Genomic DNA, 19,308 nt, shown 5'->3' on the forward strand with positions numbered 1-19,308 from the left:
CAGTACTTCGATTCTCGTACGCGCGCACCGTCAGACACTAGCGGGGCTGTGGACTCCCGGTGCCGGCACCCAGACGCTGTGCGAGGTCGGTCACTGCGAGGTGAGCTTCGGCCAGGCTCGCTTCGGCGGCGGGTATCGACGACGCCAGCGCCGGAACACGAGAAGCAAGCGTCAGATCGATCGTCACGACGAACACCTGCATACCGAGCGCCGTACCCAGCACCTGCTCGAGCTGCGCAACAGTGTGGTCGGCACCGAAATCGGGCGTTCCGGGTCCGTACTGATTTCCCCGAGACGACACCACGACGACCGGTTTGGCCTCCACGGGCCGGGTCGGGCCGTCGAACGGCACGGTGATCCCCGGTACGTGTACGTAGTCGATCCAGGCTTTGAGCGTGGAGGGGATCGACCAGTTGTACATCGGCGCACCAACGAGAACGACGTCCGCCGAGACCAGCTCGTCGATCAGTTCTTTCTGCAATGCCTCCGCTTCCGGCGGCGCGATCTCGCCTGGTGTGCGCAAATGAGGCGCCCAGTGCAGGGCCGACGTCGGGAGGTGCGGCGGCGGGTTCCGGTGGAGGTCTCGATAGATCACGGAGTGATCGGCGCCGAGAGAATGCCAGACATCGGAAAAACGGGCGGTGACCGCTCTGCTCACCGAAGTTTCGAGGTCGGCGGACGAATCGAGATGCAGCAACTGCGGCACATGTGCTCCTTCTACGGGGGTAACTGCACACTATCCCCAGTAGGGTCGGCGTCATGGACCACCGCTACATTGCCTCGGCGTTGTCACATCCCGATGCCCAACGGGTCACGTCGTCGATTGCGGCATTGGAGGGGCGCGTTCCGACCCTTGCTCTCGACGGATTAGAACTGGACCTCGACGCATCGGCCAGGAGAGCTGTGGTCGAACTGTTGCGCCAACTCGCTACGGGAACGGCAGTGACGATCGGCCCGGTCGGCGAGCTCCTGACGACGTCCCAGGCGGCCGAGATCCTTGGTGTGTCCGATACGTACGTACGGAAGCTGGCAGACGCAGGAAAACTCAGTATCGAGATGCGTGGCACCCATCGGCGCTACCGATTGGAGGACCTCGTCCGCCACCGCGAACAGTTCAAGAGCTGAGAATCAGCCCGCCGATCGACTCAACAGCTCGGACTGCAACGTGAGCAGATCGCGGAACGCTGCGCCGGCGGCATTCCAGAGCTGCTCTCCGTCGATGAAATCAACGCCGAGCAGATTGACATCTCCGCGATAGGCGCCGACATCAACCGAGAGCTTTCGGACGATCATCGACACATCCCTTTCGAGATAGCCGGCATCGGTTCGCTCGAGCTCACGAAACTCTGACGAGAAGTGATCAGCCGCGACTCGCCTGTCCACGAACTGTGCGACGAGAATGACAAAGCGCGATGCGTGCAGCGACGGTGAACGGAACGAATGCCCCACGAAACTGGCCTCTCCCTGGTCGACAACGCCACTCGCCGTCATCGTCGAAACAATCGGATCGAGTCGACGACGTTGTGCTAGGCGCTGACGTCGACGGAGACGCCAGCGCGGCGAGGGGTGTCGAAGATTCGGTGTGAAACAGGAACTTCGTTCACGATAATGACGCGAAGCCTGCCCAATCCGCTGTTTCGCACATCCTTATGACCAGTCACTACAAAACGATCGGTTCGGTTGGGAGTTAGCGAAGTGTGTCGAGAGACTGCCGCTCGGGCGTATCGAGCTCCCAGAATTTCCACCCGTCTAGAACCTCGACATCTCCACTGATGTGGGTGGCGACGGCGCTCGCGGCCTCGGTGGGATCCTCGAATCGCCTGCCCTCCATCGGGCCCTGAACGATCTCCAAACGCTGGCTGTCCGGATCGAATCTGGCGCTGAGCCGGTAGCCGTCGAAATCGGCGACCACACGGACCCGCAGGTCTATGACCTCTTCGACGAGCGCCACGCGCTTCGCGCCGGTACGGCGCACGACCTTGGTCACTCGGTGCGATGCTGCCGAGTGCGCCGCTTCGGCGAGTGCCGGATCGGCGTCCGCGTTGAGCCCCAGAAGCGCCCACCGGTCACGCCCGTGTTGAACACGTCCAAGCGCGATAGCGTGATGACCCGTGCGGGTTCGCAACGGCGATTCTTGAACCCAGAGATCCACTTCGCCCTTGATATCCGCTGCCATCTCCTCCGAGGACACCATGAAGAAGGCGGGTTCACTCTGACCCATATCGACGAATACCCAGTACAGAGACCCCGTGTCATCTGTTGCCAACGATTCGTCTTGCCTGCGCGCTTTCCAATCGCCCGCAGCTTTGGACCTGACTCGGACGATGCAACTGGACCCGTCGACACCCCACACTTGCACCGGATTACGACGCGAAGTAGTCAGCCGTTCGGCACGTCCTCCGTGCATCACGACCGCGCGAATGAACGCCCTTATGCCTTGCTCCGATACGTCTTCCACAGCGCTACCTCAGATTCTGCCTACCCGTGCAGATGAAGAGAGGTGCCTACGACGGGTAGCACGCGCACGACTCGGAGTTCTGACCCCAGTCTAGTGGTCCAGCACCACCCACAGGAACCGTGCACAATCGACGGGTGGATATCCGACCCGAGCACGACGCAGCCGGCCACCGTTTCGTCCTGTACGCGGACGGGGATTCAGCCGTGATCTCGGAGTACTTCGACATCGACCGTCGACGAAACTTCTTCCGTACCGTCACGCTCGGTCAGTACCGCGGCCGGGGCCTAGCCGCAGTACTGACCGAGTACGCGCTGGACGACACACGTAGGAAAGGGCTCTCGGTTGTCCCGTCGTGCTGGTTCGTCCGTGAGTTCATCGAAACGAACGCAGCCGCGTACGGGGACCTGCTTACTTCCGCCGAACCGCACGTCTAGCGCTGGCGAGCAGACGGTAGCCGTCAACACTGTCGACGCCTTTGCCCTTCCTCCGTCCGTACCGCTCGAGCGATTTGGCCACCCTCATCTCGTGATCACGAATCACGTTCTCGTACAGATACATCGAGTTCTCCCTGAATTGGCACCGTGAACCCACGGCTGAATCGGCGCATCTCGAAGGATGCGGCCTACCTGTGAAACCGACAGCGGAATGGACGTCGCTATCGAACTATGGCGACAATATCGGATCGCGAAAGTAGCAGCCCGACAGTCATATTGAATGTATTTGCCAAAGGTTCCACCCCTTCTCGCTCGATCCGTACCGTTACGAGAGAATCATGCAGCACGACGGCTCCCCCGCGCCACCGAATTAAATTGCAATCCTGACCGGAATCAGCCTTTTCATCGAGACTAATTGCACGCCTTGGTATTCGACGGCAACGAATGTGCCGTACGGCTGGGGCTCGGGGTTGGGGTGGTCGGTTGTGGATTTACCCTCGTGTTGTGCGGTTTCGCGGGGTGTGGGCGTACATCGTGGGAGTAGATCTATCGTTCGGTGGCGGCCCGGGGTGTGTGGGTGGATTTACCCTCGTGATGTGGGCTGGGGAGGGTGCTGGGTGCACATTCACGGGTGGATCCGTGGTGGGCGACGGTCTAGGTGTTCGAGATGCACGCCATAGTGTCAGGTGCACGGTGAGGTGCTGGCATCTAGGTGAGCGTCTGACATCTAGGTGTGCGTCTGTGCGGCCGGGTTACGGGATCGGTTGTAGGTGCACATCATCTGGCCTGGGTGTGCGGGCGTCTTCGCCGGCGTGTCGGTCCGCGTCTGTGGTTCACGGTCTTGCGGTTCCGGAGGGTTTGGCGGATGTATCCCGGTGTGCTCGTTGTCGGGTGCCGCGGCAGCCCGTTGCCCGTGGTCCGGGGCGATGTGCCCTCGTGTTGTGCGGTTGCGCGAGGTGTGGGCGTACATCGTGGGCGTAGATCCATCGTTGGGCGACGGCCCGGGGTGTGTGGGCGGATTTACCCGCGTGTTGTGCGGTGTCGCGGGTGTGTGTGCGTACATCGCCGGGGGTAGATCTGTCGTTTCGGCTGCGGGCGGCGTATGCCCCGGGGGGTGGAGGTTCACGCAGTTGGAGTGTCGACTACGGAATGTGTTGTGGGGCGCTGAGATAGGTGTGGAATGCAGAACACCCCCGACCGTGGTGGTCGGGGGTGTTCTGGAATATGTGTTCGGCGGTGTCCTACTCTCCCACACCCTGTCGAGTGCAGTACCATCGGCGCTGGAGGGCTTAGCTTCCGGGTTCGGAATGGGACCGGGCGTTTCCCCTCCGCTATGGCCGCCGTAACTCTGTGAAACAGTGTCACGAGCGAACCGAAGTCGGAGACACACACGATTGTGTGTTCGTTCTTGGTTCTATCTAGTTGTGTACCGAAAATACACTTCGTGTGTTGTTTCAGATATTGCACAGTGGACGCGTAGCTTCTTTGTGGTAAGTCCTCGGCCTATTAGTACCAGTCACCTGCATCGGTTACCCGACTTCCAGTTCTGGCCTATCAACCCGGTGGTCTGCCGGGGGCCTTACCCCCTCGAGGGGGTGAGAAACCTCATCTTGGAACAGGCTTCCCGCTTAGATGCTTTCAGCGGTTATCCCTTCCGAACGTAGCTAACCAGCGGTGCTCCTGGTGGAACAACTGGCACACCAGAGGTTCGTCCGTCCCGGTCCTCTCGTACTAGGGACAGCCTTCCTCAAGTTTCTTACGCGCGCGGCGGATAGAGACCGAACTGTCTCACGACGTTCTAAACCCAGCTCGCGTGCCGCTTTAATGGGCGAACAGCCCAACCCTTGGGACCTACTCCAGCCCCAGGATGCGACGAGCCGACATCGAGGTGCCAAACCATCCCGTCGATATGGACTCTTGGGGAAGATCAGCCTGTTATCCCCGGGGTACCTTTTATCCGTTGAGCGACACCGCTTCCACATGCCGGTGCCGGATCACTAGTCCCGACTTTCGTCCCTGCTCGACTTGTCAGTCTCACAGTCAAGCTCCCTTGTGCACTTGCACTCGACACCTGATTGCCAACCAGGCTGAGGGAACCTTTGGGCGCCTCCGTTACATTTTAGGAGGCAACCGCCCCAGTTAAACTACCCACCAGGCACTGTCCCTGAACCAGATCATGGTCCGAGGTTGAGGTATCCAATACGATCAGAGTGGTATTTCAACAACGACTCCACAGTAACTGGCGTCACCGCTTCACAGTCTCCCACCTATCCTACACAAACCGAACCGAACACCAATACCAAGCTATAGTGAAGGTCCCGGGGTCTTTTCGTCCTGCCGCGCGTAACGAGCATCTTTACTCGTAATGCAATTTCGCCGAGTCTATGGTTGAGACAGCTGAGAAGTCGTTACGCCATTCGTGCAGGTCGGAACTTACCCGACAAGGAATTTCGCTACCTTAGGATGGTTATAGTTACCACCGCCGTTTACTGGGGCTTAAATTCTCAGCTTCACCACCACAAGGGCAGTTAACCGGTCCTCTTAACCTTCCAGCACCGGGCAGGCGTCAGTCCGTATACATCGTCTTACGACTTCGCACGGACCTGTGTTTTTAGTAAACAGTCGCTTCTCACTGGTCTCTGCGACCCCACCCAGCTCACACTGCAAGAGTGATCACCGGACGAGGTCCCCCTTCTCCCGAAGTTACGGGGGCATTTTGCCGAGTTCCTTAACCATAGTTATCTCGATCGCCTTAGTATTCTCTACCTGACCACCTGTGTCGGTTTGGGGTACGGGCCGTGTGAAAGCTCGCTAGAGGCTTTTCTCGGCAGCATAGGATCACTGAATTCGCCTCAATCGGCTACGCATCACCTCTCAGGCTTATGTGAACGGCGGATTTGCCTACCGTTCGCCCTACAGGCTTACACCAGTACAACCACTGACTGGCCCAGCTACCTTCCTGCGTCACCCCATCGCTTGGCTACTACCAGATCAGGTCCCACGCATCCACCACACGCCTCACTCTCGAAAGAGATCGGTCACGCAGATTCAGGGTGGTTAGTATCACTGATTCACCATGGGCGCGTTCACACGGGTACGGGAATATCAACCCGTTGTCCATCGGCTACGCCTGTCGGCCTCGTCTTAGGTCCCGACTCACCCTGGGCGGATTAACCTGGCCCAGGAACCCTTGGTCATTCGGCGGACGAGTTTCTCACTCGTCTTTCGCTACTCATGCCTGCATTCTCACTCGCACAGCCTCCACACCTGGATCACCCGATGCTTCCACGGCTGCACGACGCTCCCCTACCCACCCACACACCTGGCCAATCCCTCGCAAGAGAAAGGCGGGCTATTGTGTGAGTGCCGCAGCTTCGGTGGTGTACTTGAGCCCCGCTACATTGTCGGCGCAGGATCACTTGACCAGTGAGCTATTACGCACTCTTTCAAGGGTGGCTGCTTCTAAGCCAACCTCCTGGTTGTCTTCGCGACCCCACATCCTTTTCCACTTAGTACACGCTTAGGGACCTTAGCTGGCGATCTGGGCTGTTTCCCTCTCGACTACGAACCTTATCGCCCGCAGTCTCACTGCCACGCTCTCACTCATCGGCATTCGGAGTTTGGCTGATTTCGGTAAGCCGGTAAGCCCCCTAGACCATCCAGTAGCTCTACCTCCGATGAGAAACACGTGACGCTGCACCTAAATGCATTTCGGGGAGAACCAGCTATCACGGAGTTTGATTGGCCTTTCACCCCTACCCACAACTCATCCCCTCAGTTTTCAACCTAAGTGGGTTCGGTCCTCCACGACGTCTTACCGTCGCTTCAACCTGGCCATGGGTAGATCACTCCGCTTCGGGTCTAGAACACGCCACTACACACCAAACGGTGATACGCCCTATTCGGACTCGCTTTCGCTACGGCTACCCCACACGGGTTAACCTCGCGACATGCCACTAACTCGCAGGCTCATTCTTCAAAAGGCACGCCATCACCCCCAGTGACAAGTCACTCGAAGGCTTTGACGGATTGTAAGCGCACGGTTTCAGGTACTATTTCACTCCCCTCCCGGGGTACTTTTCACCTTTCCCTCACGGTACTAGTCCGCTATCGGTCACCAGGGAGTATTCAGGCTTATCGGGTGGTCCCGACAGATTCACAGCAGATTTCACGGGCCCGCTGCTACTTGGGTATCCACTACAACAGTCACAGTATTTTCGTCTACGGGACTCTCACCCTCTACGACAGGCCGTTCCAGACCACTTCGACTAACACCATGATTTCTAACTGTCGGCCGATCCGGCAGAATCGACAAAGCAAACCCCACAACCCTCCATACGCAACCCCTGCCGGGTATCACACGCACAAAGTTTGGCCTCCTCCGCTTTCGCTCGCCACTACTCACGGAATCACAATTGTTTTCTCTTCCTGTGGGTACTGAGATGTTTCACTTCCCCACGTTCCCTCCACACACCCTATATATTCAGGTGCAGGTAACACGACATCACTCGTGCTGGGTTTCCCCATTCGGACACCCTCGGATCACAGCTCGGTTGACAGCTCCCCGAGGCTTATCGCAGCCTCCTACGTCCTTCATCGGCTCCTGGTGCCAAGGCATCCACCGTACGCTCTTCATTACTTACAACAAAGATGCTCGCGTCCACTGTGCAATTCTCAAACAACACACCCTCCCCGAACTCCCATCAGCACCACGACCACCCGAAGATGCGGTATGACTGACATTCGAAAAGAATCGTTATCTTGCCTTGAAAGAAACATGCTTTCGCGTGTTCTCTCAGGACCCAACAGTATGCCGATATAACCAATTCGATGGACGACGCTAGGGCCGGCCACACGATGAAAAGGTTGGTTGTCAGTGTTCCACCCGTGAGCACCGCAGATTCACATATGGAATCTAAACGGTTTCTGTCGCTGGATCATCTGCTGACTGTTCAGCAGTGCATCCGAGCGAAGAGGCTCCTTAGAAAGGAGGTGATCCAGCCGCACCTTCCGGTACGGCTACCTTGTTACGACTTCGTCCCAATCGCCGATCCCACCTTCGACGGCTCCCTCCCACAAGGGGTTAGGCCACCGGCTTCGGGTGTTACCGACTTTCATGACGTGACGGGCGGTGTGTACAAGGCCCGGGAACGTATTCACCGCAGCGTTGCTGATCTGCGATTACTAGCGACTCCGACTTCACGGGGTCGAGTTGCAGACCCCGATCCGAACTGAGACCAGCTTTAAGGGATTCGCTCCACCTCACGGTCTCGCAGCCCTCTGTACTGGCCATTGTAGCATGTGTGAAGCCCTGGACATAAGGGGCATGATGACTTGACGTCGTCCCCACCTTCCTCCGAGTTGACCCCGGCAGTCTCTTACGAGTCCCCGCCATAACGCGCTGGCAACATAAGACAAGGGTTGCGCTCGTTGCGGGACTTAACCCAACATCTCACGACACGAGCTGACGACAGCCATGCACCACCTGTACACCGACCACAAGGGGGGCCGTATCTCTACGGCTTTCCGGTGTATGTCAAACCCAGGTAAGGTTCTTCGCGTTGCATCGAATTAATCCACATGCTCCGCCGCTTGTGCGGGCCCCCGTCAATTCCTTTGAGTTTTAGCCTTGCGGCCGTACTCCCCAGGCGGGGCGCTTAATGCGTTAGCTACGGCACAGATCCCGTGGAAGGAACCCACACCTAGCGCCCACCGTTTACGGCGTGGACTACCAGGGTATCTAATCCTGTTTGCTACCCACGCTTTCGTTCCTCAGCGTCAGTTGTTTCCCAGAGACCCGCCTTCGCCACCGGTGTTCCTCCTGATATCTGCGCATTTCACCGCTACACCAGGAATTCCAGTCTCCCCTGAAACACTCAAGTCTGCCCGTATCGCCTGCAAGCCCGAAGTTGAGCCCCGGGTTTTCACAAACGACGCGACAAACCGCCTACGAACTCTTTACGCCCAGTAATTCCGGACAACGCTCGCACCCTACGTATTACCGCGGCTGCTGGCACGTAGTTAGCCGGTGCTTCTTCTGCAGGTACCGTCACTCACGCTTCGTCCCTGCTGAAAGAGGTTTACAACCCGAAGGCCTTCATCCCTCACGCGGCGTCGCTGCATCAGGCTTCCGCCCATTGTGCAATATTCCCCACTGCTGCCTCCCGTAGGAGTCTGGGCCGTGTCTCAGTCCCAGTGTGGCCGGTCACCCTCTCAGGTCGGCTACCCGTCGTCGCCTTGGTAGGCCATTACCCCACCAACAAGCTGATAGGCCGCGGGCCCATCCTGCACCACAAAAGCTTTCCACCACACAACATGCATCATGCGGTCATATCCGGTATTAGACCCAGTTTCCCAGGCTTATCCCAGAGTGCAGGGCAGATCACCCACGTGTTACTCACCCGTTCGCCGCTCGTGTACCCCGAAAGGCCTTACCGCTCGACTTGCATGTGTTAAGCACGCCGCCAGCGTTCGTCCTGAGCCAGGATCAAACTCTCCGTAAAAGACTCTAGATTCGCAACCAAAGCTGCTAATCAGTCAAATGACATCAAGTCCACATCACTAGCAAAAAAACTCAACTAGCACTAAATTTTTCGACATACGATCCGACGGGAAGAAGGACCGCAGCCGACACGCTCACACCCCGAAAGGCATGAGCGCCAAAACATTCGGCACTGACATTCATCGACACACTGTTGAGTTCTCAAAGAACACGCACACACCGAACACACAAGAAAAACACGTTCTCAAGGTGCCCGGGGCAACTGTTCCAGCCTATCCCAGCTTGGTCTCGGACGCAAGGCCCGACTCTTGGGGGACAAACCATGCCACGCTCCGACGTACAACCTCGTTGTCTCCGGCCTCTCGGCTGGAGTCGGTGTCCGTCTCGCTCTGACTCGACAAAAGTTACGCGACGAGTCGCCCAACTCCAAATCGCCTGGTCAGAGTCACTTCACTGTCCGCAGAGCGTCCCTGGCGAACCGTCGAGCCCAACTCGGCGAGTCCGTTCCCCCTCCGCCGAGATAGAAGAGCGGACCGTGCGCACCGATCAGGTCGAGGAACGCGACCGTTGGATGAGCCAGCTTTTGAGTGTCGAAAGCGTTGCACTCACCACCACCCCATCCGAGAGCGTTCATCGTCTGGACAACCATTGCGTCTCGCTGCTCGGCCGACGCCGAAGCCGCGAGCGCCACCAAATACAGGGTTCCTGAATCGAGCTCGTAATCCTGCTTGCCCAGCGGGAGCCGCGCGGCGCAGTGGTGCCATAAGCCGATCGAGTCGTCGGCGAGAAGGGATCCGGCTTTGGTGCACACGAGCGTTCCCTTGAGAACTCGCACCAGCCCTAGACTGCGGACTGCTTCCCTGAGGTCGGTTGCTTGGTGATGATCACTCTCCCGGACACTGCTCCCCACCCAACCGATCCCCCAGTCCAAGTTGTCGCGCACTGCCTCCACAACCGGCGGAGGCAACCGGCCGTCGTCGGTCAGCCGAACACCGCGGTTACCTACGAGCTGCAAAAACCACGCGACCTTTGCCATGGCTACGCGTGCCACGGGTAGATCGACGGAGCTTTCGATGGTCAGTTCGCATCTGGGCAACAAATCCAGAAGGTGCGGAACTGGTTGTTCTAGAACTCGCCGGAACAACGTCGCGACCGCTGGGGACGCGGCCGCGCTTTCCGCCTCCGGCGATCGAGATCTCCATGCGTGACGCAGCCTCAGACTTGCCGCTTCGATCGTGGTCTCGCGCGACTCTTCCTTGGGACGGGGGTTCGCTGCGAGTTGCTCGAACCCCACCTCCGGCGGGCAGACCTGATCGCCGTCCAAGCAGGCAGGCCTCAGGTCGTCGACATCTGTGTCCACCGACTGCACGCGTATTACGTGTACCCAGTGGTCGTATCGGTACTGGATGGTGTCGCCGGGGGACGACAACAGCGTGTCGATCCTGACATGCGATCCGAGCTGACCTACCTCACCCACAGCCAACATCGACGGAGTGCAGAAAGTGTGCGCGGACGATCCCGCGTGCGTGGTGATGAGGTAGTGATCGCGACCGCCCCAGCCCATCGCGGCCTGGATCATGGCGTGGAACTCCGGCAACAGCAGATCCGATCGAACCCTGATTCTCCGCCACGCCGCTGGAAAGCCGCTCGAGAGCGTCACGTCCAACGTGAGTTGCACGATGCCGGCCGGCACTTCGAAGCCATCCACGTATTCGTCGTCGAACCGGGCAGGGCCGTCGGTCAGGGTCGGTATGTCCGGCACAAGGGTGAGGTGCCGTGCTCGTCCGCTGCGATTCGGCATGCCGTCGACTGTAGTGAAAAACCCAGCCGAGGTGGCCGAGTCCACCGCAAGGCAGTCCGCTCACGAACGTATGTCGATCACACCGTCGTTCATCGTGTCCATGTCGAAGGACAATCGGTCCTGGTGCTCAGCGAGGATCGTGATCGTCAGCTGCACGAGAAACAGCTCGCGAACGAGCGCGTACCTCGTGGTGACCGCGAGTTCGAGTCCCTCGGTAGAGAACGTTCCTCGGATGAAGCGAGATGGCGAGCCACCGACATCCGCCGAGCTGTGGCCACCGTCGGTCCATCCCGGCATTGCCCGGGCGTCGGTGAAACTGCAGTCGAGCAGCTTCGCCGAATCGACTGCTGCCGAAAGCTTCCCGACGAGCAGAACTGCATTCGGAGTGAAACCGTTCTGCGTCAATCCCTCTTCGACCAACACCTCGGTCGCCCCTGGAAACCGATCAACGGGTAGCGCCTCCCACCCGGCAGGGGCAGTCAGGACCACGCCGAGTCGCGCGGCTTCGTCACGGTTCAGCGCAGCGACGTCGATTCGATTGGAAGCCAGATATTGGGCGACGGTCATGTCACCGGGTTGCTGTGCCGCATCATCGGCCATAGGGCAAGGTCCTTTCGTATTGGGTGATACATCGATCCCGAAGCCATCAGCGAATGTTGCGAACCAGTTCTTCGAGGTATTTCGCCACGCCGTCGTCGTCGTTCGAGTCGAGAACTCGGTGTGCGATGGCTTTGATCTCAGGCAGCGCATTCGACGTGGCCAGCGCGGTACCGGCCCACTGAAGCATGGGAACGTCGTTGTACGCGTCGCCGACGGCCGCGACTGCGCGCTGCTCGATGTCCAGCTCACGCGAGAGACGCTCCAACGCGCTTGCCTTCGAGACACCTGCTGCCGACATTTCGATGTACGGCGCGCCGGAGTGCGTGAGTTCGACACCACCGATCCGGGCCGCCATCACAGTCCGATAGAGCTCGACGCTCGGCATACTGGGATGCCGGGCGACGATTTTCACCGTCGGCTCCGCGGCGAGAACGGCATCCGAGGTCTGCATCTCGTGCGGATGCCGGTGATGATCTGCGAACACGCACAGGGCAGCGTACTCATGCTCGGCAACGAACATGGTCGGGCCGACCGTCGCGAACACGACGCCCGGCACCACGTCACGCACATGACTGATCGCGGACGCCACGGCGAGATGATCGATCCCAGTCGTGTGCGCGATGACCGGTGTTCCATCGGCGAGGTCGAGCACGACTGCCCCGTTCGCGCCGATGGCCTTACCGGTGAATCCGCAGGACCGCGCAAGTTCGTCGATGGAATGGCGAGCCCGAGCCGTTGCCCAGACGACCTCGATACCTGCATCGCGGGCCGAGGCCATTGCGTCGGCGGTCCTGCTCGAGATCGTTCGGTCGGACCGCAGCAGAGTGCCGTCGAGGTCGGTGGCGAGCATACGAACGGTCACGCCGACTGATGATGCCAGCCCTCGGCTGGTGACGCGTGCAGCGGTCGGGTCACGACGGGAATCGCTCTCGAAATTATCTACGCGCCTGCTCAGCGTCCAGTCGACGCACGGAGGGTCAGCACGGTGATCTCGCTCGGCGCGAAAATCCGGAACGGTGGGCCCCAGAATCCTGTTCCGCGTGAGGTGTAGAGCTGCGTGCGATCACCATGCGCGCTCAGACCGTGCACCGTCGGCTGATCCAACCGGACGAGATACTCGAACGGCCAGATCTGACCGCCGTGGGTATGCCCCGATACTTGCAGATCGACGCCGCGCCGAATTGCGTCGTCGATTTGTTTCGGTTGGTGCGCAAGAAGAAACACCGGCAGGCCCGGATCTGCGTCTGCCAGGGCACGGTCCAGATCCGCCCCGTGTCCGTCGGCCGAGGAACCAGCGGCAGTGCGGTCGTCCACTCCAGCGAAGATCATGGCGTCGCTGCCGCGTCGAACCGCAATGTGTTTGTTGTGCAACGCGGTCCATCCGATCGACTCCATGTGATCCAACCACGCCTGCGCTTCACCGAAATATTCGTGATTTCCGGTGACGTAGACCTTCGCGTATCTGGCCTGAACGCCGCGCAACGGTTCGACTTGATTGCGACGCTTGTCGACTGATCCGTCGGCGAGATCACCGATGTGGCACGCAACATCGGCATCGAGCTCGTTGACCCGTGCCACGACCTTCGCCGACCACCCGGCTCGGTCGATCGGCCCGTAGTGGGTGTCGGTGATCATCACCACGCGCAGGCCGTCCAGATCCTGGCCGAGGCGCGGCAAGTAGACATTCTTCTGGACAACACGAGGGACCTTCATTGCCTCGTAGTGACCCCACATCAGCAACCCGACAACCAGGACGACCACTGCGGCGGCGATGGTCCGCGACCGAAGCGGGTCTTCGAAGCCGAAGAATCCCAATAGAAGTCCGAGTACCGCACCTATCGCGCTCCACACGAAGAAGACCCACACGGCCCCGAGGAAAGAGTCCGCGATTCGGGCTGCCCGGTCGCTCCCCCTGGCGTGACCGGCGAACATCGCCGAGGGCAGAGTGACAGCTGCCGCGATCACCAGAATGCATCCGGCAATTCGCACGCCGGGTGGCCAGTTCGAACCGGCGAAGAACACGGTCCACAGTGGAACCCCGAACAGGAGCACGACGACCAGCGCAACCACGGTCGTGATGACGAGTCGACGGCCCACCCGAGGTGGGCTCTGGGCGTCGTCGACCTCAGTCGAGCGTGTTTCTGACATGAACGGACCTCTTCGAGCGATCGACGTCGCCGGACAGGCGGCAACACCAAGATACGCGGACGGCGAAACCTCTACACCGATGCACCGACGAACCCGTTGCGCCGACCGACCCGATGGCCGCGTCAACGCCCGCGGCCAGAACCCTTGTTGTGAAACCCATTGACCGGCAATTCTTTCGACACGATCGATCCGCCGTCTGCATCGGGCGGCATCGTCCACATCTCGGTGGGAACCTCCGTCTCCGGCGGTGTCGGGTCCAGCGTGCCGCGCGGCTGCGTCGAGCCGAGCCAACCGTTCGACGACGGGTCTTCGGGCGCGGCTGCGGTCCGCGCAACAGCCGAACCCGGCGACGCCACCTCGGATGCCGCCTCGTAGTGCGTTGGATCCAGGTCGACCGGAGTCCACTCCTCCGGCCGAAACGGCCCGGGTTCGACAGTGAACGAATCGGGTTCGATACCGGCCGTCGACAGCGTGGACCACAAACTGCTCATCGCGGCTTCCGGGTCGAGGTAGTACTCCGACTCTCGGACGCGCCAGAACGTCCACCCGCAGCGTTTGAGCTCCTGCTCCCGCATGAGGTCGGCGACCATCCGCTCCGGACTGGCAAGCGTGGTGTCCCCGTCGCATTCCACTGCCAATCTCGATGTCTGTCCGGTGACCACCAGATCGATTCTGCGATTGTTGATCTCGACTCCGGGATTGACGTGATAGCCACGATTGCGGAGATCTACGAAAATCTGCTGCTCGAACAGAGTCGCGAACTCCTCACGCCTCACTTCGACGCCCACTCCGACCGGAGCGGGTGCCGCGGGAGCGGGCGACACCGATGTCATGTACCCGAGTAGCGAATTTCGGAGATCGGAGCGCTTGAGCCTGTCGACGGTCACCGAATGGAACAGCCACAGTTGATCCTGGGCCCTCGAAGCGGCCACGTTGAAGCGCCGTTTGAATTGGTTGGCCGTCAATGCGACGAACGGCTGACTCGGCGACACCACCATCGACAGAAGCACGACGTTGCGCTCGTCGCCCTGGAAATCCGGCGGCGTTCCGACGCGCAGTCGGCGGTCTTCCCATTGGTCGATCCCGATGCGCTTGATCAGTTCGTTCCGGATCTCGTCCACCTGCGAAGTTCCCTGCAGAACGACGACCCCGAATGTCTTGCCGTCGTACTGAGGGTCGGCGAGGCACTTGACGATCTGGCCGACGATCGCCGATGCCTCGGCACGGTTGACCAGCGACGCACCTTTGCCGGACACGGTGGCGTCGGGGACGAACGTATGCCGCAGGGGCGGTAGTCGATCCGCGCCGAATTGGCGTACGGGCACCAGGGGCGAGTCGCCGTAGAATTGCTGGCTGGACCAGTTGATGATCTCGGGCATCGACCGGAAGTGCTCGCGTAGTCGAACGACCTGACCGAATCTTGTGCGAAGCATGGAGAACAGGCTCGAGCGAGGCGTGAGCGTTGCGCGAACGTGCTCGGGAAGATCGGGCAGATACATATCGAGCCTGGTGAACACGTCCTCCAACGTGCCCGCCTGGGGAACATCGGCCGGTGCGCACTGCCGATCGTCGCCGACGACGATCACGCGGGGCGCGAGATACAGAAGGAACAAGCTACTGATGTCGGCCTGGCTCGCCTCGTCGACGATCACTACGTCGAAGCTGTCCGCGACCGGAGGGACCGAGGCCAGCACCTGCTGAAGGGGCATCACCCAGGCAGGCACCGCGCTCTGCGCATCGCGCATGGCCGAACGTGCAGCACTGCGAAATGTTTCGGCGTACTTGCCTGCACCGCCGCCGATGGCAGAGATATGTTCGCGATACGTCTGCAAGGCGCGCACTTCCACCGCCGTCATTCGTTCCAGGCAGTCGCGCCACGCCATCGCGGCACCGAGCTTCGCAGTCAGAAACGCGAGGTCCGCGTCAGCAGCGTTCAATTCGGCCTCGAGCCGGTGCTCGAGGCCGGGCTGGTGCTGCTGACTCACCCACTCGCGAGCCGAACGCCAAGCCCACGCCTTGGACATCTGCCAACTCAGTTCGTCCCACTCCGGATCCCCCGCAGTGTCGACCACCAGTTCGTGAAGCGCGGGGGCGGATTCGGCGAGCCGCGCCGACAACTCGTCCTGATCCAGCTGATCCTTCTGCTCCTGGCAGGCTTGCTGGTAGCTCTCGCAGGCCTCGGCAACGGCATCCGCGTCTGCGGCACTGAGCGCAGCGACCAACGCATTGCCCTCCGGCGAGGGTCCGCTGTCGACCTGCACGGCAACGGAGTAGAGGACCTTCTCCAGGTCACCGCGTGCCACATCCGCGTCGATACGCGTCGCGATCGCCCCGGCCGCGCCTGCGAATTGCATTGCGTCGTCGAGACTTCGGATCCACGGCGCAGACGGAGACACCGCGTAGAGTCGGTCCACCAGCGCGTCACGTGCGTGCAATGCACCCGCCACGCGGACGAGCTTGCTCGTCACCGACTGCAGGTCGTTGACCTGGTGCGAGCGCGAACCATCTACCGAAACTGCGATGCCGAGATCACCGAGCAGCACGGCGGCGGTACGCACTATGTCGAGCGCACGAACATGCTCGGTCACCAGGCGTACCGCTGCAGCCGATGCGGCCGGTGTCCGGTCGACCATCGCAACGATTTCGAGCTGTTCGACGGCCTTCTGCTGTTCCGATTTGCGGAAGCGGCCCCTCCATTCGAGTCCCGACTCGAGGGCAACCGCGAAGGATTCCAGGGCCCGCAGAGCTGCGTTCGATGTCGACGAGCACTCGACTTCGTGCGCCCCGACGAACCGATCGGACTGTGCAGCAACCTCGACCGTGGAGACGATTCCGCTCACCCTCGACCACAGGTGGGCGGCTTCGCCCGACAGGACCGAATCGGTCAGCCGAAGGTACACAGGGTCCAGTTCCTGCACCTCGCGCACCCGAGCGTCCAACTCTTCACACAGGCGCCGAATATCGAATGCAGCGGCAGGATCGACTCCGCCCAGGAATTCGACCAGCTGGGTCGACTGCTCGGAATTGGTCGACACCGTTGCGCTCGCACGCTCGCACAGTGATCGCAGCTCGGCCGAGTTCGGCAGCATCGTGTCGAGCGCGGGAAGCGCCTGACGGGTACGCACCTCGCGTCCTTTCGGCGCTGTCGCGATGAGCCTTCGAAGGTGATCGACCTCGGTGCCACTCAACGGCGGTCGCTCGCCGAAGAGGGGGCCCGGCAGCCACTCGTGTGCCTCTTCCAGCGCTACGACCTTACGTACGACTGCTGCGGCAGTGCCGTCGAATCCGTCCGAAACATAGGGATGTACAACGGTTTCCGACGTCCGAAGCTCAGCGATGGCGTCGAGCAGAGCTGCGCGCTTCGCGACAGCCTCGGTCCTGCGTACTCTCAGCGACTCGATCTTCTCTGCGTCGTCGATATCGTTGTACGCAGCCTTGCGGTCGGCGATTCTCGCGACACTTCGACTGAGTTCCTCGGATCCGCCCTTGGACAGGTCGGTGATCGAGACGCACAGCTCCTGAAGCTCCGGCGGAAGCTTGTCTCGCAACACGCGGAGAGCCTGCGACTTCTCACTGGTGACCAGGACTCGCTGCCCTCTGGCGAGGAGCGAAGACACCAAGTTCGCAATGGTGTGCGTCTTACCGGTACCCGGAGGCCCCTCGACCACGACACCACTGTCTCGGCCGAGCCGGTGCACGATCTGCGATTGTTCGGCATTGGCGGGAAGGGGAAACATCGGATCCTCGGCGAGCTCACTCGAGTCCGCGGCACCGGATCGTTTCAACCAGGCCAACCGATCGGCCGGCTCGATGGGCTCGACCAGTTGTGCCAGCCCGAGAGGAACGGACGCGCCGTCGGCTCCGAGATCCGCGATCATCTGCTCGTAGTATTCGAGCAGCGCATACGAATCGCGCGTACGCATGACCAGGGCGGGTGCGAACGACAGAGTCGGCTCCGCGGCTACGACGAAACTCGAAGGCCGGTCGAGGCCGTCGGGAACGTCGACTTCTACCCCAAGGGCAGTTCTGGCCCATTCACCGAAAAACGACGCTACGGCGGGCGCGACTGGCGACGTCAAGCGCTCCGTCAGCGATTGTTGGAGGGCCACCGAGCGCGAACCGTCGAAACTGTCGAATCCGGCCAGCAGCCGCGAATCTTCCAAACGGGGAAGGGATTGAGCGGCGAATCGAACTACCAGGTCACCGGTCCGCACATCGCGTTCGATCGTGGCGCTCTGGGTCAGCAGGTGCGTTCGCACTGGTCCAGTCGTTTCCGAGCCGGCGAGACCGAGCAATCCAGACGCTACGACGACTTCCACCGATTCCGGCCTCGAGGTCAGCTCCTGCATCATCAGCTGCAGTGATTCGTACAGCGACGCCTGCGGCCTGAGCTTTCGATCGGCTTCCGCCCACTTGCGCCACGTGCCCGAGTAGGCCGCGAACGCCTGACGGATCTCGTAGGCCCTGCGCACGTCGAAATCGACGTCGGAGTCCTCGGGATCCCCGCCCGACTCGGTCGGCTCCTTCAGGTCGAGCGCACGATAGCGGCTGTCGGCGACCATCGCAGGATCGACGAGTCCATGCAGCAATTCGGGCAGCTCAGGAGGTTCGTCGACCTTCACGCGCCCCGCCCTGAACACGACCGCGCCGGGACGAGCGCCGCGATCGAAGTGCGCCACGCCCGATTCGTCATCGATCCACTGAATCCGCAGGTGATCGTTGCAATCGAGGGTCGGTTCGGTGCGCGCGGTGACGACCTCTCGAAGGAACTGGAGGAGCCGCAGCACTCTGCCCTCGACGTTCTGCGAGCCGAGACCGCCCACGTGGTCACGAGCTGGTACCGATGAAGTCGACACTGCCACTACCTCTGAACTACTCGAACGGTCATCTCGAACAGGGAGAACGTTTGTTACTCACCGGTCAGACTAGTCGTACAGACCATCTTGGAGATTGGGTCCGGACTCGAAGATTGTTCCCTGGTGCTATCTCACAATCCGTCGTCGGACTTTCGCGCACACATCACAGGTCGCTCCCGGCCTACGCCTCGACGGCCGCGGGGTGTACGCCGACGGCGCGCATTCGCCTCACATCCCAGTCCAGTACCAGCCGGTAACGTACCCGCCGGTAAGTAGAGGCTGCGAAGAGTCGCGAAAAACGGCTTCCACCAACGCTACTCGCCAGTATGCCGTCAACCCTTTCGTGAAATTTCACAGCGGTTCCACGGATTAGCCGTGAAAACCCCTGCGTTAGTTCATCTTTGAACAACGCGATATCAGTCACACGTGCAGACTGCGCCGTTGACACGGCAAAGCGACTGTGAGCGGCTAGAATAAGTCGACGCTCACATAGGCCATCGCGTCGATCG

10 protein-coding genes and 3 rRNA genes are annotated in these 19,308 nt (G+C 60.6%); 2 read left to right on the forward strand and 11 right to left on the reverse strand.

Annotated features, from left to right (window positions below; all coding sequences use genetic code 11):
* Positions 1-37 precede the first annotated feature (37 nt).
* Positions 38-706 carry an FMN-dependent NADH-azoreductase gene (locus D8W71_RS23320; RefSeq protein WP_121116999.1) on the reverse strand — a complete coding sequence of 223 codons (669 nt, stop codon included), beginning with the start codon at positions 704-706 and terminating at the stop codon, positions 38-40.
* Between the two features lie 53 nt (positions 707-759).
* Between D8W71_RS23320 and D8W71_RS23325 the strand changes: the two genes are divergently transcribed.
* The gene (locus tag D8W71_RS23325; RefSeq protein WP_121117001.1) at positions 760-1,125 is read left to right on the forward strand and encodes a helix-turn-helix domain-containing protein; all 366 of its coding nucleotides are present in this window, start codon (positions 760-762) and stop codon (positions 1,123-1,125) included.
* 3 nt (positions 1,126-1,128) lie between these two features.
* Here D8W71_RS23325 and D8W71_RS23330 read toward each other — a convergent pair whose 3' ends face one another.
* Together D8W71_RS23330 and D8W71_RS23335 are read right to left on the reverse strand one after the other, a co-directional pair.
* A complete protein-coding gene (locus D8W71_RS23330; protein ID WP_236077586.1) occupies positions 1,129-1,491 on the reverse strand; it encodes a homoserine dehydrogenase in 363 nt (120 codons plus the stop codon).
* Positions 1,492-1,687: 196 nt separating this feature from the next.
* On the reverse strand, positions 1,688-2,458 hold the full coding sequence (locus D8W71_RS23335; RefSeq protein ID WP_121117003.1) for a hypothetical protein: 771 nt from the start codon (positions 2,456-2,458) through the stop codon (positions 1,688-1,690).
* Positions 2,459-2,592: 134 nt separating this feature from the next.
* Between D8W71_RS23335 and D8W71_RS23340 the strand changes: the two genes are divergently transcribed.
* Positions 2,593-2,892, forward strand: a complete 300-nt coding sequence (locus D8W71_RS23340) for a GNAT family N-acetyltransferase (protein ID WP_121117005.1) — start codon at positions 2,593-2,595, stop codon at positions 2,890-2,892.
* A gap of 1,228 nt (positions 2,893-4,120) precedes the next feature.
* On the opposite strand, the gene rrf is transcribed toward D8W71_RS23340, so the two are convergent.
* The 8 genes from rrf to D8W71_RS23385 form a co-directional block, all read right to left on the reverse strand.
* Positions 4,121-4,237, reverse strand: a 5S ribosomal RNA gene (rrf, locus tag D8W71_RS23350).
* A gap of 141 nt (positions 4,238-4,378) precedes the next feature.
* A 23S ribosomal RNA gene (locus D8W71_RS23355) occupies positions 4,379-7,537 on the reverse strand.
* 340 nt (positions 7,538-7,877) lie between these two features.
* A 16S ribosomal RNA gene (locus D8W71_RS23360) occupies positions 7,878-9,395 on the reverse strand.
* Together the 16S, 23S and 5S rRNA genes form the textbook arrangement of a ribosomal RNA operon.
* A 444-nt stretch (positions 9,396-9,839) precedes the next feature.
* Entirely contained in the window at positions 9,840-11,195 is a 1,356-nt protein-coding gene (locus tag D8W71_RS23365) for a plasmid pRiA4b ORF-3 family protein (protein ID WP_121119816.1), read from the reverse strand.
* 60 nt (positions 11,196-11,255) lie between these two features.
* Positions 11,256-11,795: an LpqN/LpqT family lipoprotein gene (locus D8W71_RS23370; RefSeq protein WP_121117009.1), complete on the reverse strand. Its 540-nt coding sequence runs from the start codon at positions 11,793-11,795 to the stop codon at positions 11,256-11,258.
* Between the two features lie 46 nt (positions 11,796-11,841).
* A complete protein-coding gene (locus D8W71_RS23375) occupies positions 11,842-12,645 on the reverse strand; it encodes a Cof-type HAD-IIB family hydrolase (RefSeq protein ID WP_121117012.1) in 804 nt (267 codons plus the stop codon).
* A gap of 101 nt (positions 12,646-12,746) precedes the next feature.
* Positions 12,747-13,943: a metallophosphoesterase gene (locus D8W71_RS23380; protein WP_121117014.1), complete on the reverse strand. Its 1,197-nt coding sequence runs from the start codon at positions 13,941-13,943 to the stop codon at positions 12,747-12,749.
* A gap of 122 nt (positions 13,944-14,065) precedes the next feature.
* Positions 14,066-18,730 (reverse strand): AAA domain-containing protein, encoded by a 4,665-nt coding sequence (locus D8W71_RS23385; protein ID WP_121119818.1) that lies wholly within the window; start codon positions 18,728-18,730, stop codon positions 14,066-14,068.
* Positions 18,731-19,308 lie beyond the last annotated feature (578 nt).

The sequence above is a fragment of the Rhodococcus sp. P1Y genome, assembly GCF_003641205.1.
Lineage (GTDB): Bacteria > Actinomycetota > Actinomycetes > Mycobacteriales > Mycobacteriaceae > Rhodococcoides.

Bases quoted from the DNA above. Each gene is read 5' to 3' on its own strand.
- D8W71_RS23330 (WP_236077586.1), bottom strand. From the start codon at position 1,491: ATGACGGCGAGTGGCGTTGTCGACCAGGGAGAGGCCAGTTTCGTGGGG.
- D8W71_RS23365 (WP_121119816.1), bottom strand. From the start codon at position 11,195: ATGCCGAATCGCAGCGGACGAGCACGGCACCTCACCCTTGTGCCGGAC.
- D8W71_RS23370 (WP_121117009.1), bottom strand. From the start codon at position 11,795: ATGGCCGATGATGCGGCACAGCAACCCGGTGACATGACCGTCGCCCAA.
- D8W71_RS23375 (WP_121117012.1), bottom strand. From the start codon at position 12,645: ATGCTCGCCACCGACCTCGACGGCACTCTGCTGCGGTCCGACCGAACG.
- D8W71_RS23380 (WP_121117014.1), bottom strand. From the start codon at position 13,943: ATGTCAGAAACACGCTCGACTGAGGTCGACGACGCCCAGAGCCCACCT.
- D8W71_RS23325 (WP_121117001.1), top strand. From the start codon at position 760: ATGGACCACCGCTACATTGCCTCGGCGTTGTCACATCCCGATGCCCAA.